The 16,457-nt window shown below is 39.1% G+C and carries 15 protein-coding genes; 5 read left to right on the top strand and 10 right to left on the bottom strand.

Annotated elements, in window-relative coordinates:
- Positions 1–71: 71 nt before the first annotated feature.
- The gene (locus KYH19_RS01335) at positions 72–755 is read left to right on the top strand and encodes an arylesterase (RefSeq protein ID WP_255562524.1); all 684 of its coding nucleotides are present in this window, start codon (positions 72–74) and stop codon (positions 753–755) included.
- Positions 756–965: 210 nt separating this feature from the next.
- On the opposite strand, the gene KYH19_RS01340 is transcribed toward KYH19_RS01335, so the two are convergent.
- The 5 genes from KYH19_RS01340 to KYH19_RS01360 form a co-directional block, all read right to left on the bottom strand.
- On the bottom strand, positions 966–1,841 hold the full coding sequence (locus KYH19_RS01340) for a hypothetical protein (RefSeq protein ID WP_219077286.1): 876 nt from the start codon (positions 1,839–1,841) through the stop codon (positions 966–968).
- 11 nt (positions 1,842–1,852) lie between these two features.
- The gene (locus KYH19_RS01345; RefSeq protein WP_219077287.1) at positions 1,853–2,842 is read right to left on the bottom strand and encodes a hypothetical protein; all 990 of its coding nucleotides are present in this window, start codon (positions 2,840–2,842) and stop codon (positions 1,853–1,855) included.
- A 122-nt stretch (positions 2,843–2,964) separates the two neighbouring features.
- Complete coding sequence (locus KYH19_RS01350) at positions 2,965–3,531, bottom strand: hypothetical protein (RefSeq protein ID WP_219077288.1); 567 nt, start codon at positions 3,529–3,531, stop codon at positions 2,965–2,967.
- A gap of 57 nt (positions 3,532–3,588) precedes the next feature.
- Positions 3,589–4,119 carry a hypothetical protein gene (locus tag KYH19_RS01355; RefSeq protein ID WP_219077289.1) on the bottom strand — a complete coding sequence of 177 codons (531 nt, stop codon included), beginning with the start codon at positions 4,117–4,119 and terminating at the stop codon, positions 3,589–3,591.
- 10 nt (positions 4,120–4,129) lie between these two features.
- Complete coding sequence (locus KYH19_RS01360) at positions 4,130–4,459, bottom strand: DUF4870 domain-containing protein (RefSeq protein ID WP_132400116.1); 330 nt, start codon at positions 4,457–4,459, stop codon at positions 4,130–4,132.
- 229 nt (positions 4,460–4,688) lie between these two features.
- On the opposite strand from KYH19_RS01360, the gene KYH19_RS01365 reads away from it, so the two are divergent.
- A complete protein-coding gene (locus KYH19_RS01365) occupies positions 4,689–6,533 on the top strand; it encodes a hypothetical protein (protein ID WP_219077290.1) in 1,845 nt (614 codons plus the stop codon).
- 16 nt (positions 6,534–6,549) lie between these two features.
- On the opposite strand, the gene KYH19_RS01370 is transcribed toward KYH19_RS01365, so the two are convergent.
- From KYH19_RS01370 to KYH19_RS01380, 3 genes are all read right to left on the bottom strand, one after another.
- Entirely contained in the window at positions 6,550–7,074 is a 525-nt protein-coding gene (locus KYH19_RS01370; RefSeq protein ID WP_219077291.1) for a hypothetical protein, read from the bottom strand.
- Between the two features lie 24 nt (positions 7,075–7,098).
- Entirely contained in the window at positions 7,099–7,758 is a 660-nt protein-coding gene (locus KYH19_RS01375; RefSeq protein WP_255562525.1) for a suppressor of fused domain protein, read from the bottom strand.
- 89 nt (positions 7,759–7,847) lie between these two features.
- The gene (locus tag KYH19_RS01380) at positions 7,848–8,180 is read right to left on the bottom strand and encodes a DUF4870 domain-containing protein (protein WP_219077292.1); all 333 of its coding nucleotides are present in this window, start codon (positions 8,178–8,180) and stop codon (positions 7,848–7,850) included.
- Between the two features lie 199 nt (positions 8,181–8,379).
- Between KYH19_RS01380 and KYH19_RS01385 the strand changes: the two genes are divergently transcribed.
- The 3 genes from KYH19_RS01385 (at position 8,380) to KYH19_RS01395 (ending at position 14,136) form a co-directional block, all read left to right on the top strand.
- Positions 8,380–10,242: a LuxR C-terminal-related transcriptional regulator gene (locus KYH19_RS01385; protein ID WP_219077293.1), complete on the top strand. Its 1,863-nt coding sequence runs from the start codon at positions 8,380–8,382 to the stop codon at positions 10,240–10,242.
- A 265-nt stretch (positions 10,243–10,507) separates the two neighbouring features.
- Positions 10,508–12,865, top strand: a complete 2,358-nt coding sequence (locus KYH19_RS01390; RefSeq protein WP_219077294.1) for a TonB-dependent receptor — start codon at positions 10,508–10,510, stop codon at positions 12,863–12,865.
- Positions 12,866–12,906: 41 nt separating this feature from the next.
- The gene (locus tag KYH19_RS01395) at positions 12,907–14,136 is read left to right on the top strand and encodes a PepSY domain-containing protein (protein ID WP_219077295.1); all 1,230 of its coding nucleotides are present in this window, start codon (positions 12,907–12,909) and stop codon (positions 14,134–14,136) included.
- A 255-nt stretch (positions 14,137–14,391) separates the two neighbouring features.
- Here the strand turns inward: KYH19_RS01395 and KYH19_RS01400 are convergent, their stop codons facing one another.
- The gene (locus KYH19_RS01400) at positions 14,392–14,931 is read right to left on the bottom strand and encodes an AAA family ATPase (protein WP_219077296.1); all 540 of its coding nucleotides are present in this window, start codon (positions 14,929–14,931) and stop codon (positions 14,392–14,394) included.
- A 119-nt stretch (positions 14,932–15,050) separates the two neighbouring features.
- Positions 15,051–16,070, bottom strand: coding sequence for a tetratricopeptide repeat protein (locus tag KYH19_RS01405; protein ID WP_219077297.1), 1,020 nt, complete (start codon positions 16,068–16,070; stop codon positions 15,051–15,053).
- Positions 16,071–16,457 lie beyond the last annotated feature (387 nt).

Raw genomic sequence — 16,457 nt, forward strand, 5'->3', positions numbered from 1 at the left:
GACCAAACATAATGGGCCAATTCCTGTTAAGATAACAGTTTAAACGATAATTAGATATAGATTTATTAGATATGTTACGAAAACGATTAATGGGGCTATTTGTTTTGAGCTTGATCCTCTTCAGCTGTGGAAACCAACAAAGTAAAAGCAATACAGATAAAACTTTAGATTCGGCTGACCAAAAGGTTTCGGTTGCTGTGGCGAAAAAGAAAAATATCCTCTTTTTTGGAACCAGTTTAACGGCAGGTTACGGACTCGACCCAACGGAAGCTTATCCAGCTTTGATCCAAAACCGGATCGATTCTTTAAAAATGCCTTATAATGTAATTAATGGCGGTTTAAGTGGCGAAACTTCTGCGGGTGGAAAAGGAAGGATTGATTGGTTGCTTAAACAGCCGGTTGATATTTTTGTGCTTGAACTCGGGGCAAATGATGGTTTACGTGGATTGCCCATAGCACAAACCATTAAAAACCTTCAGGCGATTATTGATCGTGTAAAAGCTAAATACCCCGATGCAAAAATGGTTATTGCAGGTATGCAGGTTCCACCTAACATGGGGGCGAAATATGCTGCAGATTTTAAGAACATTTTCCCCGAGCTGGCCAAAAAGAACCAGATGGCCCTGATTCCGTTTTTATTGGATAAAGTGGGTGGGGTGCCTAAATTAAACCAGGCAGATGGCATTCATCCAACGGCAGAAGGAGATAAGATTTTGGCGGACAATGTCTGGGTAGTGTTGAAAGGTTTGTTGTAAGCTTTCTCAGTTTTTAACCACAAAGATCACAGAGAAAAAGCACAGAGGGCACTGAGCGGGGTGGACTAAGTTCTACAACTATGGGTCGGCATTTTGCATGAATTTAATTTCATCGTTAGCGATCGCATTAAGATTGCTTCGTCGGCTGAAAAAGCCTTCTCGCAATAACGACCTTTCTATAAAAAAGATAGAAAACTGCGATTATACTTCTCACTCCTGCCTAAAGCTTTTTAACGTGCCATTATTGTTAAACTGCATATCGTAACGCTCGCGGGTGCCATTTATCGTTCTTGGTGCCCAACGCATACGATTATCCCAAATGGTGATATAAGCATCTGATGTTGGCTTTGCGCCTTCAACCTGAGCAGCTTTATCGTTATAAACCTGTATTACACGGTGTGCGTCTGCAAAATGAATTTCGTCTAAAGGAAATGTTCTGCGTTCGATATCTGTGGCCAACACGGGTTTAGGCGCAGACCATGCTCCATCCCGATATTCGTAAGCATCAATATATTTAGGGTTTACAGGATGTTGCAACATCAGGTTTATGGAGCCGTTATCGTAAAAATGAACTGATTGATACAATAAAATTTCTTTATTTCGGTACCGGGGCAATTTTCTCAGTTGATCTTCTGCCTTTTCTAGTGCTGCAGTGCTTAATATTCCTTTTTTAGCTTTTATTACTGGCTTATCTGTATCAATGTTTTTAAGGCCACCTTGTGGCATCTTCATTTCTTTTAGGAATTCGTTTATCCTTTTTTGTATTTCCCTGGCTGCAGAAGGGTCGTTCTTTTGCTTGAGTACTTCAATGTCGTGGAGCATCTCTTTTGCTTTGAGCTCCATTTCGGGTGTATTAACGGTGTCGCTGTTAATCACGATGGTTTTTTCCTGTTGACGCTGTACAGATGTAGTAGAAGATGATTTTTTAATGCCTTTATCCCCTCCATTTTCTCGAAATCTCTGTTGTTGATCATTTTTTTTAACCAGCGAATCGTTTGGATGAAAGGTTTCATCTACACTTTTGGTGATCTGTCTGCAGCTCAAACCAAATAAGCAAAGCAGTACAATCAGGCTATGAAATTGCATTAGGTTTTTCATCAGAATTCTCCTTTAATTTCGTTCACATCTTTTGCAAAGGCAATTTTTTGTGGATTTTCTTTGAGATAAAAAATAGAAAAATATTCCTGCCTAATACTATCCATATCGAGTAGATCTACAATCTTTCTGATGTTTGTCCGATGCTTTTGATTAAACTGATCGGTAAATTCGAGTTCAAAATCGATCATCGGTTGTGCGTTAATGTAAGTTCCGGTTTGACTGAGTTTGACCAACCGGGCAGTGGTCTGCGTACCTTTAAATTTAATCAGGAACAATTGATCAGGTTTGCCGATAAATTTGCGGAGGATAAAAGTTCCGAAAGCACGGTAAAGTAGCAGCATAAACGCACAGGTTAATAATGGGTGGCCAATACTCATAAAACGCCAACCCATGCCCCTGCTTTCTAAATTATAAGAATAAAAATAATATCCAGCAACGATTGCCGCAAAGGTCAGCCAGCTTAAATTTGTAAGCAAAATAATTGTTTTATTAAGGCTAACCTCTGTAGTGGCAAAAATAAAATAAGGGACTTTGTTTACTTCTTTATCTAATAGAATGCCAACGGTTTTACCTACTTCGTAACGGCGTTCGTAAGATTTGGCATCGTTTACTACTGCTTTTTGCATAATCGTGCTGCCCACCAGGTTGTTAAACTGCAAAGTAAGCTCATAGGTGTCGTAAGCTGCACCTGTTTTAAATATTTTTGATGATTCCAATATTTTGGCCTCCCGCGGTTCACCTGTAGTTTTAAGTTTTTCTATATTTCGTTTAAGCGAAAAGTTACGGAATACCCATTTTCGGTAATAGCCAACTAATAACACGGCCCAAAATAATATAGATAAGACAAGCATAGCGAGCGAGTACCATGGATTTTCGCCAATTAGATTGGACATGCTATCGTCTTTGGTGTTGTAATAGATCAACATGGGGAACGGAATAGCGAAAAACAACATGTAAACGATCCCGAATAGCGAAAATCCTTTTCTCATAATTGTTTAGGTTAGATGGGTCACAAAATCATGATTTTACTTAATTGTGCAGTATTTTGTTTTTAATGTAATAGCCAATCAATCACTTTAGAATAGAATTACTGTATCATCGTCCTTTGTTTTTATTCCAGGTTAAAATATTGGCCGAACCATTGATCAAAGGTTTCTTTGTGTTTTTCCTGGGCAGTTTTAATCAACTCATTGGGCGCTTCTATTTGGTGTAAGTTATAATCGCCTTTCATCCATTTTAAATATTTGCCTAAATCTTCAGGCTCTTCATAGCTGTTGTCATCTTTATAGAAATAAGTTTGATCAAATTCCACCCAGATTTCGGTACCGTAGGTGAGTAGATGCAGCAATTTTAAAATATTTTCTGCCACTACATGTACGCCACCTTCATCGCCAAAAACCACGATGGGCATCTGGCCTAAGGGTTTGTTCGTTCCATCGTTCCAAATGGCATAAAATGAGCCTGTACCATTGGCCTGGGCAAAAGGGAGTAACCGGTTTAAAAAATCTTCATCTTCGCTCCAGCTAAGTAGTCCTGATTTATCGTCGATAAAAACACCAAAACCCTGGCTGTAATTTTCAAGAGAAGAAATATTGTTCTGGAAATAAATCAGTTTTTCAAGTTCAACAGGGATTTCACTTAAACCTAAATTTTCTTTAAAATCTATTATGTTTATCATAGGTAGGTTAGTTAATGATAGAATTATTAAATGAAAGAATGAGTGGAACAGCAATAGCTAAAAAGGCATCTTTTTTACCTCAATACCATTGTCCTTTGCGTAGGCTTCTGCGATGTCCCAAAGCTTATTGTATTTCTGTACAAAGGCATCATAACTTTTATTGTCCATTTCGGTTATGGCTACATTAATATCGTTTTCCGGTGCATGGCTATCAATCATTTTTGCAACCCTCAGGTGATCGGTCTCATAGCTTTTTAGTACAAAGGCATAAAGATCAAGCGCCGCATCGATCATCGGTATTGTTTTTTTAGTAGGCTTTAGATCTTTTATCTTTTTTACATTAGCCACTACTGTTGCGATGGAGTTATTTCGAAGATACTTTTCACAGGTATTAAAATCTGGCGTGTTTGTGCCACCCTTAATGTATCTTAGATAAGTATTGAAATATTGCCCGCCAAAGCGTGATATGGAATTGGTATTCAATGCTACCCGGTCAAAATATTCTTCCGGTGTGTTTAAAGAAAACTCGCATGCGGTGATGGTAAAGACCATCACCATTAGCATGACATTTCTGAATTTGAGGCGCATAAACGTCTTATTAATATTTACTAACGAATGAAGACTTGTCTTCAAACCATTTACCAATAAGTGGAATAGGTTTTAAGGCACCATTGGCCGCATTGATAATCCCTATGATCCAAAGAATGATAAATGCATAGCCCACAAATCCTAAAAAGGATAAAGCAGGTACTATACTGGCAACTATGGTAAAGGCTATATTGAAAATAATACTGACAATAGCAAGGCCTAATGACTGTCTTAAGTGGTATTTAAGCAAAGTGTCAGCTTTATCTTTTCCAATAAAATAAGCTACTAACCAACCAATAATGGTAATGTAAGAAACGATTGAAAGGGTTTTGTTGTCCATGATTTCTGTTTTTTAGATTGAAAATTATTTAGATCAAATTTGGTGTTAATTATCACTACCTAAAAGAATCTGCCACCTACAGAGCATCTACAGCATTTTGATAAAACGTCTACAATATATCTACATGTGGTGTTAAACTGTTGTTTGTCAGCTGTTTGTGTTTTGGTGTTGTTTCTGATATTTGTCTGCAATTTTATCCAGGCTCCAATCTTTATGCTAATTTTACGCTATGAAGCATCTGGTTTTTAAAAACATAGTACTCTTTATCGGTATCCTTACGGCTTGCTATACAGCACAGGCGCAAAGTTTATTAGATAGTACAGCGCTTGATAATTTAAGTGAGCAAGATAAACCAGCCTTGCTTACGCAATTGGCAGAAAGATATAGGATTAATGCAAACTATACAGCCGCAATTATAAAGGCGCAAAACAGTGTAAGTTTAGCCATAAAAACCAAAAACTTTACTGAAGCAACAAAAGCATATGCCATGCTGGTTAATGTTTATGCAAATACGAAGCAGTTTGCTTTATTGAAAAAAACGAGCGATACCACGCTATCTATTGGGCAAAAGGCAAAACAACCCATTGCTTTAGCTTATGCTTATTACGCACAAGCTTTATTTTACAATGCTATAGACAATAACGAATTGGTAACCAAATATTGCCAGATGGGCCTTAAGATGTTGGAGAAAAAATATGATCCTTATCTGGCGGCTAAAATATATTACCTGTTATACGCGCTGAATACGAGGTGGAACGATATTAAAAGTGTAAATAGATATGCGCAAAAGGCTCTGGAAAGTGCACTTAAAACTACTGATTACAACCTCTTGAGTAACTGTTATATTGCGTTATCGGTTGCTGCTGATTACAATTTTATAGCCACCAAAAGAGAACTATATAGAGATAGCATCATTTACTATTTAAATAAAGTACAAGATCTCTATAAACAATATCCCCGTTATATCGCCCGAAAAACATATGCTTTATCTTGTGTTAATAGTGCCGATTTTTACTTGAGGTATTTTTCTGATACGGATGAGGCTGCGAAAGCAAATGCCATTCGGTATGCGAGTACGGCCAATAAGGTAATGACTGGGATGTTAAATGGCGAAGAAATTAGGGCAAGTAGTTTGGGTATTTTGAGTGAGTATGCCAAAAGAGATAAAAATTTGGTAATGACTGAAGGGTATTTACAGGAGGCTTACAGTATGATGACAAGTCAGCAAACCCCGTATTATTATACATTGATCAATATCGTAACAGCGTTAGCCACCTTTTATGAGCAAAATGGGAATTACGTGAAGGCACTGGAATTTCAGAAAAAAGCAACAGAATACAATAACAAACTGTTCGATCAGAAGCAGGCTTTAAATGCTCAAAAACTAGAAGTACAGTACGAAACTGAAAAAAAAAACAATGAGGTTAAGCTCTTAAAGCAGAGCGAAAAATATGCGCAGCAACAAAAATATCTATACTTTGGAATTACAATTGCCTCCATATTGGGCCTTATATTTATGTTCCGCTCTTACCATTTTAGGTTAAGGTATTCGTTACAGCGCGAAAAGCAGTTGCATTTGGAAAAACAGGATGCTGAACTGCAGATGAAATTCGAAAAAGAAGAGCAGGCGAGGTTAAAGGCAGAACAGCTATTATTGGAAAGCCAGCAGCAACAATTGCTGAAAGAAGTTATGGCCAACCAGTTACAGCTGGAACATAAAAAGGAAATGCTTTTTCAGATCAAAGAAAAACTCAGCGATAACAATCAACTCAATATCAATAAAATCTGGAATGAAGAATTGCTTTTGGATAATGATTTTGAAGAAGCTAAATTTCAGATCCAACAGGTACACCCAGAATTTTTTTCTCAGCTAAATCAAAGGGCACAACAGAAGCTTACCTCTCTTGACTTAAAACTCTGCGCTTACCTCCATTTAAAAATGGATACCAAAAAAATTGCCCAGCTCATGCATATCGAAGCCAAAAGCGTGCGCATGAGCCGCTACCGGATAAAGCAAAAGTTGGGTTTGGGTAAGGATGAAGACCTGAAGCTGTTCTTGCAGGATATGGGGTAAAATGCGCCTTGTGGCATTAATCCAGTCGGTTGACCGAATTAAACTGTTTTTGTATTTCGGCTAATTGCTTTTCCTTTTTATTGATTAGTTTACGCATTTCCGATTTGTGCTTTAATAATTGACCCTGCTTTGCTATAACACTATCCCGCAACTGCTCAGTATTGGCTTTCTGGCTTTGTTGCTGTACAATAATTTCATGGCGATCAAAAACTTCCAGCTGTTTAACAGCTTTATAATAGTTACATGTTGCTGATTTTAACTCGTTGCCATATTTAATACCACCTGTTTCAAGCGCATTTATTTCACTGATGATTTTATCGAAAGCCTGTTCCTCTTCGGTTATTGCCTGCTGGGCGCATTTAAAATCGCCATCAATCAGGCATTTCAGTTTCCGCTCGTTCGGGCCTTTTTTGCCCACCAGTATATTGAATACTATACGTTCCTTTTGTCCCAGGGCAGTCTTTAGATGAACTGCATTTTTAGACTGGCAAGAAGCTATAACAAAAATCAGCATGACTAAAAGGATATTTATTGGTCTCATATTGGTTAAGGCAAGATTTCTAAATTATTTCCGGTTTAGGTCGGTAATTAACATGGGGTTATCCTTTTTCAGTTTTTCGATCAGTTCTTTAACAGCCCCAATGGTGGGATTTTTTTTCAGTTCTTCTACCTCAGCATCGGTAATGCCGACCAATTGGAGAAAACTGAGTTCGCCGTGAGGGGTTTCAATTTTTCCCAGTTCCGGATCCAATGCAAAAACAAAACCCGTTATTTGGGTATCAGTATTTAATCTTATTGGTCCATTGGCAGGGATGAAGTGGTTCTCTTCAAACCATTTACCGCTCGAAAACACATACCTCGCTAAATTATTCATCACCTGTATAGCCCAGATGGGATCGTTTTCATCATCTTTAAATGGCGCTAACCTAAACGTAAATTCAAAACCCCACTTGCTAAACTCACCGCTGGCCTTTTCTTCATTATAATACAATTCGCTCATGCCGTAGCTGATGATGTGACGGTGAAAGCTTTGGTGGTTGCTATCATAAATACTGGCACCATCAATCGGGTCGGTTCCGCCAGCCACATAATGGATTCCACACAAAGGCGGGTAGTGGCGTGCTTCGGAAGTGCCATAAATTTTTTCCAGTTGATCATCTATGGCCTGCCATCCAGGTGTATCATCGGTTGTAAACTTTTGTCTGTATTCTTCAGTGGTCATCATAAGGTTGATTTAAATTTAAAATGCTTTCAAAGATTTTGCCATTTTACTTTTATTTGGGGCTGCTACAGTTTTACAAAGGTATTTCATGCTCAGGAAATGAAGTTAAATTTCCTTTCAAATACTTTTCCAATTAGTGGAACGGGCTTCTCTAAACCATTATTGGCAGTTACTATGCCCAATAACATCAGGATAAAAGGAAGCAATAAAATAAGGTAAAAGACAAACCCCAGGGAAGGAATTAAGGCCAGAATTACACTGCTCAGGACACTCAATAGGATGGAGGTAATAATAATCCCAAGCGACTGACGCAAATGATAATTGGCCAGGGAGCTTTTTTCGGTTGATTTTTTAAATTCCAGGTAAGAAATAATCCATCCGATGAGTGTAATGTAGGCAACTATTGCAATTGTTTTCTGTTTCATAGGTTTAAATTTTAGTGAATTGAACAATACAAAATTACCAGTGCCTTTGTGCTCCACCAAGAAAAGGAAACCTACACTGCGACTACCAGTTTTTGAAATAGTGTCTACAAGGAGACTACAAAAACCCTTTGAAACAGTTTAATTTCAATTATTTATTGTAATTCTGTTCCTGTAAAAGGTTTCTTTTTTATTTTTGATCATGCAGCTACCACTGAAAAATTTATCAAGTATCCTATTTTGTCTTTTAATTTTTTTTAAAAGTGCCGAAGCACAAAAGATCTATATCGATTCCTTAAATCATTTGCTGGCGCAGAACAGCATTTCGAAAGAAGAAAAGGTTAATCTGCTCTGCAAACTGGCCAAGGCAAATTTTGAAAAAAACCTTCAGCTTTCTTTTCAACAAGCCAATGAGGCCCTTAAGCTTGGAGAAGGGTTAAAGGACGGGAAGAGTAAAGCCATGGCCTACGCAACACTGGTTCATTTGTACGTGTGGAAAAAGGATCTGAAAAGTGCCTATGCAAGTTTAGACAGCGCCATGTACTATGCTCATAAAACAAAAGACCGCGTTACACTGGGTTTTGTATGGTTCAGAAGTGGTTGGTTAGATCTGGTGAACGATGATAATGATAAATCAGCAGCAAAACTGCTTAAAGCCCTCGATTTTTTAAAGGGTCAGCATGCAGATGGCTATGAAAGTACTATATACCATTATCTGGCCAGTTTTTATGGCTATGGCAATGATCCATCTAAGCAGCAGAAATACGCCCGTTTATGTTATTTAAGTGCAATAAAAAGTAAACAGATTGACCTGTTAAATAATGCCTATCTCACTATCGGACAAACTTATTTTGACCGTTTTAAGCTTGATACGCTAAAACGTAATCTGCTCGACTCGGCATTGTTTACCTATAAAAAATCACTTCAGCTCTCAAAAAAGCAGGAGGGGCGCATGCTTATTTACAGCAATACTGCTGCGGCAGCTTTAAATACCGCCAATACTTATTTTCAATATTTTCCACCTTCATATCGCGATAGTGCCGAAAAATATGTCGATATCGCAATGGGTATTGCTACAAAAACAAATTTATTGGAAGTTTTACTAAACTGCTACGGCTTAAGGAGCGAATATGCACTACGCGACGGAAATTACGATGAAGCAGAAAAACTATTACTCACCGGATTGAGTAAAATTTCTGGCAGCATAATAAAAATGCCGCTAACTCAGGCACGGATATACCAGGGGCTTGCAACTATTGCCGAAAAAAAAGGTAATCAGCAGGCTGCCTTAAACTATTTGAAGCAGTATTTTAATTATTATAAAAAGGCTTTTGATGAAGAAAAAATTAACAGCACCATTAGGATAGAAGCACAGTATCAGTCCGAAAAAAAAGCGCAGGAGATTGCCTATTTACACCAACAGACCAAGTATACTAAAAAACTGAATGTTTTTTACATCATTTCAGGTTTGACTGGGATTGCCGCATTGCTTTTACTGCTCATGTCTTATAATTATAAACTCAAGGCATCGATTAGAAAACAAGAGCTGATCGACCAGGAAAAAAAGGCCGCAGAATTAAGGGCGCAGCTAAAAGAGGTTGAAGCGATGCAACTTCAAACAGAACAGGTTTTGCTTAGAGAGCGTCAGGAGCGATTGGAGAAAGAAGTATTGGCCAGTAATTTACAGATCGAAGAAAAAAATGAACTACTGGAGCTCATACCAGAAAAGGTAAATATTGAAAGCCACCTTTCGCTTGATGAGCAGATTAAACGGATTGTGAATCAGCAGAAAAGGATGGATAAAGAATTTGAGGAACATAAGACAGATTTTTTTGATACTAATCCTGCTTTTTTTGAACGCCTGCAAGAGAAAGCGAACCAGACACTTACGCGGCTTGATTTAAAATATTGTTCTTATATGTTGATGGGTTTAACCAATAAAGAGGTTTCCATCCGTTTAGGTATCGAACCCAAAAGTGTGCGTATGAGTCGTTACCGGATTAAGCAAAAATTGGGTTTGGGAAAAGAAGAGGACTTGAATCTGTTTCTGCAGCAGTTAGGTTAAATGCCCTTCCAATAGGCTCAGAATAATATCTTTTTGCGATTTATCCCTTAGGGGATGCGTCAGTTAATACCATTGCTTTTCTATTGGTCCCGGACACCGATATCCGTTTACCTTTATCTGTATCAGGATAAAATTAATCTAAAATGGAAACAGGCCAGAAGTAAAATTTTCCACTCATTATAGTCAAGGATTTATTTATTTTTATTTAGTATGATTATAAATAAATATTTTAGATTTGCGCAATTATCAGATAAACCAATTTTTTATGCTTAAAAATCTACAAAAGTGCCGTTTCGAAAGATTCTATTTCAGAAACAGAGGACTACTGTTTCTATTGCTGCCTGTATTTTTATTATTATCATTTACGGCAGGGGCGCAGACTGCTTTGCTAAGTGGTACCGTAAAAACGGCAGATGGGAAACCAGCAGATTTCATAACAGTATCCATTCCGGAATTAACTAAGAGTACAATGACCAATGAAAGGGGTGAGTTTTCATTCAGCCGTTTACCATTGGGAAGTTATAAAGTGGTTGCCAAAGCGCTAACTTCTTTGGCGCTGGAGCAGCAGGTGAATCTGGTTGCAGGCAACAGAAATAAGGTAAGTTTTATACTCTCTGAAACTTCAAAGCAATTGGAAGAGGTACATATCCTGTCGAGCAAAAGCAAGAAACTGGCCAGTAAGAAAACCGATTACGTAGCCAGGATGCCGCTGGAGAATCTTGAAAATCCGCAGGTGTATAGCGTGGTTAGCAAGGAACTTTTAAAAGAACAGCTTACCGTTGATATTAAAAGTGCCGTTCAGAATACTCCGGGCGCGGTGGCCTATAACTTTCCTGCGGGGGGCGTGGGCATTGCCTTTAGGGGGTTCATCAGCGGTGTTAATGCCAGAAATGGCATGGAGACATCTGCTTCCCGCTCATCACTTGATATTTCCAATGTGGAAAGGATTGAGGTACTAAAAGGACCTTCTGGCACTTTATTTGGTTCTTCTGTTTCCTCATTTGGCGGTGTGGTAAACCTGGTAACCAAGAAACCTTTTGATAGTGCCGGTGTAGAAATATCTTACACAGGCGGAAGCTACAACCTGAACCGTCTTACTGCTGATGTGAATACCCCGCTTAACAAAGACAAATCTGTGTTGTTCAGGATAAATCTGGCGGTAAACAAAGAAGCCAGCTTCCTGAGCTACGGTTTCAATAATACCTATGCCATTGCACCTACGTTGACCTATAAGGTATCTGACAAGCTTAGCTTTAACCTGGATGCAGAACTTTTCAATGCAAACAATACACGCCGTACCTACAACACTTATGCAGCCAGTTCAGGGATAAAGACTCCTGGAGAGGTTTTATTGGATTACAAGACCTCGATGTTCCATGATGACAATAGTGGTAAAACTTCTGCTTCAAAAATCTTTGCACAGGCAGTGTATGAAATTTCAGATAATTGGAAATCGACAACCTTATTCTCTTTTGTAGGTGAAGACGTTGATTATAGCTACCAGTCTTATGCAAACTGGACCTCACCGAGCCAGGTAACCAGACAGGTGGGTTTATGGGGACCGATTTCGAATAACTATACCAATATCCAGCAGAATATAAATGGTCAGTTTTCAACCGGTGGAATAAAACATAAATTCCTGGGCGGTCTAAACTATAGATTCTATGACGGCAGTCGCCGTGCAGGAGGAAATGTACTTACCCTTGATAACATAGATGTAACCAAAACCTTTGCTCCGATAAGAAGAAAGGCAGTTGATGCCGGACTTGTATATTACACCTCTGCCATAGCAGACCAGGAAACCTTGAGTGCCTATGCCTCTGATGTGGTTAACTTTACTGATAGGCTTTCGGCAATGTTAAGCCTGCGTTTGGACAGGTTCGAACGCAGAAAAGTGGCCGCTACAGAAGGATTTAAGCAAACGGCTTTATCGCCTAAATTGGGCCTGGTTTACCAGGTGGTTAAAAATAAGGTGTCGCTATTTGGTAACTACATGAATGGCTTCCAGAATCTTGCCCCTGTAACACAACCCGATGGAAGTACATTGGTTCTTGATCCGGTTTATGCTGTTCAATATGAAGGCGGTGTAAAAGCGGAGCTTTTCAATAAAAAATTAAGTGCTACAGCCAGTTATTATAATATTGCGATCGATAATGCGACCCGTGTAGAAGCCAATTTCACGTTCCAGGATGGAAAACAGAAAAGTAAAGGTATAGATCTTGAACTGATTGGGAATCCAGTTGCGGGCTTGAGTATTGTTGCAGGTTATGCGTACAATGATAACCGCATCGTAAAATCAAGCAATCCAGCCATAGAGGGTAACAAAGCAGTTTCTTCCCCTGAAAATGTGGCGAACTTTTGGGTAACCTATACTTTACAGAACAAGTTAAAGGGGCTGGGGCTGGGTTTCGGCGCCAATTATGTGGATGATAATTTCTTCACTGCCGATAATACTTTTTACATGCCATCTTATACGGTTTATGATGCTACCTTATTTTATGAGCAGCGTAAGTGGAGGCTTGGTTTAAAGGTGAACAACATTAGCAATAGAAAATATTGGGACCTTGGCGGAAACTCGCAGGCACCAAGAAACGCAATGGCCAGCTTGTCATTTAAATTTTAAGTAAACAGGGAGAAGCGCTGAGCCTCTCCCGTTTTTATAATATGCTTACAGATAAACCGAAAAGCCCATCTAAACCGAGAAAATCTACGTTCCGGCGCGTCGTCGAATGGTTGCACCTTTGGCTTGGACTTAGCTCTGGGGTCATTGTCTTTGTAGTCTGTCTGACTGGTGGAATCTGGGTATGGCGCCATGAAGTTTGGTATTTTACCGAAAAGTATCAGCGTGTACCTGTTCAGGAAAAGTCTTTTCTGGCTCCTTCGGTGCTGATTGCCAAATCAGGCAACTATCTCCGGGCGAAAGAACATGCTGAAATTACTCTACAGGGTATCACCTATGGCCGAGCTGGTAGATCGGTGATGTGTTCCTATGGATTACCTGGTGAAAAATCTTCTGAGATTTATGTCAACCCCTACACAGCCGAAATTATTAAAGACAAACGGGCATCTGCCGCATCAGAAAACTTCTTTATTTTCATCAGGGCCGGACACCGTTTTTTCTGGCTTTCCCGAAACATAGGAAGCCCACTCGTCGGTGCTGCCTGCATTGTGTTCCTGGTTATTCTCATTACCGGTCTGATCTGGTGGTATCCCAAAAAATGGACTAACAAAACCAGAGAAAAAAGTTTCAGAATAAAATGGGATGCCAAATGGAAGCGGCTGAACATTGACCTGCATAACGTACTTGGATTTTATAGCTTCATCTTTGTGATCCTGCTCACTGTTACAGGGATTGTATTTACTTTTGAGTGGTTTGAAAAAGGGATTTACAGTGGGCTGACATGGAAAGAAAAAACGGCGTACGAAAAGCCGCCACTTTCGGATACCACAATTACCCAGATCAAATATCAGCAGCCCGTAGATTTACTGTGGAGCAGGATGAATACCGCATATGATCGTCAGAAAATAGGCAGCCTCTGGATCAGTGTACCAGAAAAAGCAGAGGAACCTTACCGTGTATCGGTCAATTTTGGAGACGGAACGCTCCTGTATAATTCCCGCATTCATTATTATGATGGAAAAACGTTGAAAAAACTGCATTGGAGGAGTGATAGGGCTGTTGACTATGAGAAGCTCTCAGTAGGAGAGAAAATATTTCGTATGAATTTTGATATCCACACCGGTCAGATCCTGGGATTGCCAACCAAAATTCTTGCTTTCATTGCCTGCATTATTGGTGCGAGCCTGCCTGTTACCGGGGTAATTATCTGGTACAACCGCAAATGGGGAAAAAAGAAGAAAAAGAAATCGGGTTTAGAACAATCCATGGAGTAGCTGGCCAGGTAGCAATGGGGAGTTAGCATTGAGTTTACAAAGCTTGGTGCAATCCTGCTAAATGTACTCCTTACTTCCGTAAGGAACGGAATATAGGTTTTTCATCAATTGAGTTTGCAGGCATAACATTTAAAACTATTTATACCCGTTTTCCTTACGGAGTAAGAGATTGATGCTTATGTTGAGAAATGTTCTGAAAGCTCTTTCATCGATCCGAAAACAAAACCTCGGCATAAAATATTGATTGCAGGGTTTTTAAACGCCATCAACAACTTCTAAAATACGTTTTAACCGTTCCGATACTGTTGTATCACCCACAATTTTTATTACAGGGCAGTTCAGGCCTTCCAGCCAATTTTCATGGATCCCGATATTTCTGCCTGTAAAAGAACGGTCGTCGTATTTTGATGCCCAATCTATAAATTCCAGGAATAATTTGTGCCGTTGCGCATCGTCATAAATCTGATTTCCATAACGTTCTATTTCCCTTTGCACCAGGCGTTCCATCCTGATTTCTTTTGGCAGGTAAAGGAAAACCGCAAGGTCGAACATTTGTTTCCATTCCTCGCCCCAGCTTACCAGCGAGCCACCCACAATATAGTTTTCTGATTTTCTTAATTCGTCTTTAAGCAACCGGCTCCGTAATTGGGCTTCTCTCTTTACGGTATATGGAACAGCAGATTTTTCCCAGAAAAAACTATCCGTATCAAAATAGGGGATATTTAACCGGGCAGATAAAGTTTCGCCCAAAGTGGTAGAGCCTGCACAGGATGCACCAAGGATATGGATTTTCATGGCATAAAGATATTGCAAATTGTTTTATCGGCTTGTTGAGATCTATAAATATTGTAAGATTAATCGACTCTAAAGGCTCTGTTTCAGGTGTATTTTGCTATGTAAAGAACAGTTCTTTTTTATTTACAATACTTTAATAATAGTTCATTGGCGGTATCTCTGCCCATCTGTTGCAGCTTGGTCCAATCTTCACACGCACCTTTTATGTTGCCGAGTTTCTGTTTACAGATGCCACGGCGATAAAGACTTCCTTCATCATTTGGATTTACTTCCAATGCCTTGTCGTAATGATACAGGGCGAGTTCATAATCCTTTTGATAATAGGCATCATTTGCTTTTTTTGAACTAAAATAGGTTGGTATGACAACTGCCGAGCTCAAGTACTGGAGTTTTAAGTTCATCAGCACTTTTACGTTCCGCCCATTGTGCTTTGCAGGTAACCACATGTTCTGTGCAGAATTAAAAGCTTTGATGTATTCTGCATCAAATTTAGCACTTATTCCCTGCAGTATCCTCAAACTATCAGGCCTTCCATTTTCATTGATGATAAATGTTGATATCAGTTCGACATCCTTAGGCTCTAATTTCTTTTTACCAACTTCTTTATAGATATACTGCTGAAAAGATGGACCTTGAAACTCAGCATAAATTTTTTGGCCCGATTTATAAATGGTATCATTACCAGTGATCTTAAAGATATCATTAGGTGTTAAAGGCAACTTTTTTTGGATAAATTTCTCATTAAAAAGGGTATATTTAATGGATTTTGGATCATCGAGTGCACCTGTTTGCGAACCGCTGACCAGTACAAGTTTATCCTCACTGCTTTCCATAATTCTCAGCGTATTAATCGTTGATCCTGCTTCGGTTTTAACAATGAGTCTATTGCCATTCACCGTAAAAAAGTATCCTGTGTCCCGATTATCATAGGTGCCTGAAATTCCAATCTGCCCATTAGTTAAAAAAGTATATTTTACGTACGTATATTTTAAGATATTATCATCGGGCAGATCTTCACCACTCAGATAATTTACCTTGGTTGCCACATAAGACCCCACAATCTTGGTTTGTGCATGGGTATTTAAGAATAGCGTGAGAAATAAAAGTGTTAGGAAAAAGCTGTTTTTTGTCGTTTTCATCAGAGCGTATAATATACTAAGATAGTATATCGCTTTCTAAATGGATATAAAAATAAAAATATCAACAGATTTTTATTTTTTCGCAGAGAACGGGGAGGGCTGTCCGTTAGTATGGATTTTTAATCTATCTGGGGAGGTTTTTAATGCTTTAATTGGTAGATTGTAAACTCGTCATTATGATCCGATAGCTATTGGATGAAGCGTAACGGAATGTCAGCCCGTACAAGCGGGGGGAATCTAATGGTGGATTTGGAAACGCAAATCCCTCGACTACGCTCAGGATGAAGACCCACATTGAAAACTAATGTCTTTAGGGGCAGAGCGTTCAGTCCACGGTCTAGCACAAGTCTTAGTACTTAACCCGGGCAAGGCCTGACTTGTGCGTTC

The sequence above is a fragment of the Pedobacter sp. D749 genome (genome assembly GCF_019317285.1).
Classification (GTDB): Bacteria; Bacteroidota; Bacteroidia; order Sphingobacteriales; family Sphingobacteriaceae; genus Pedobacter.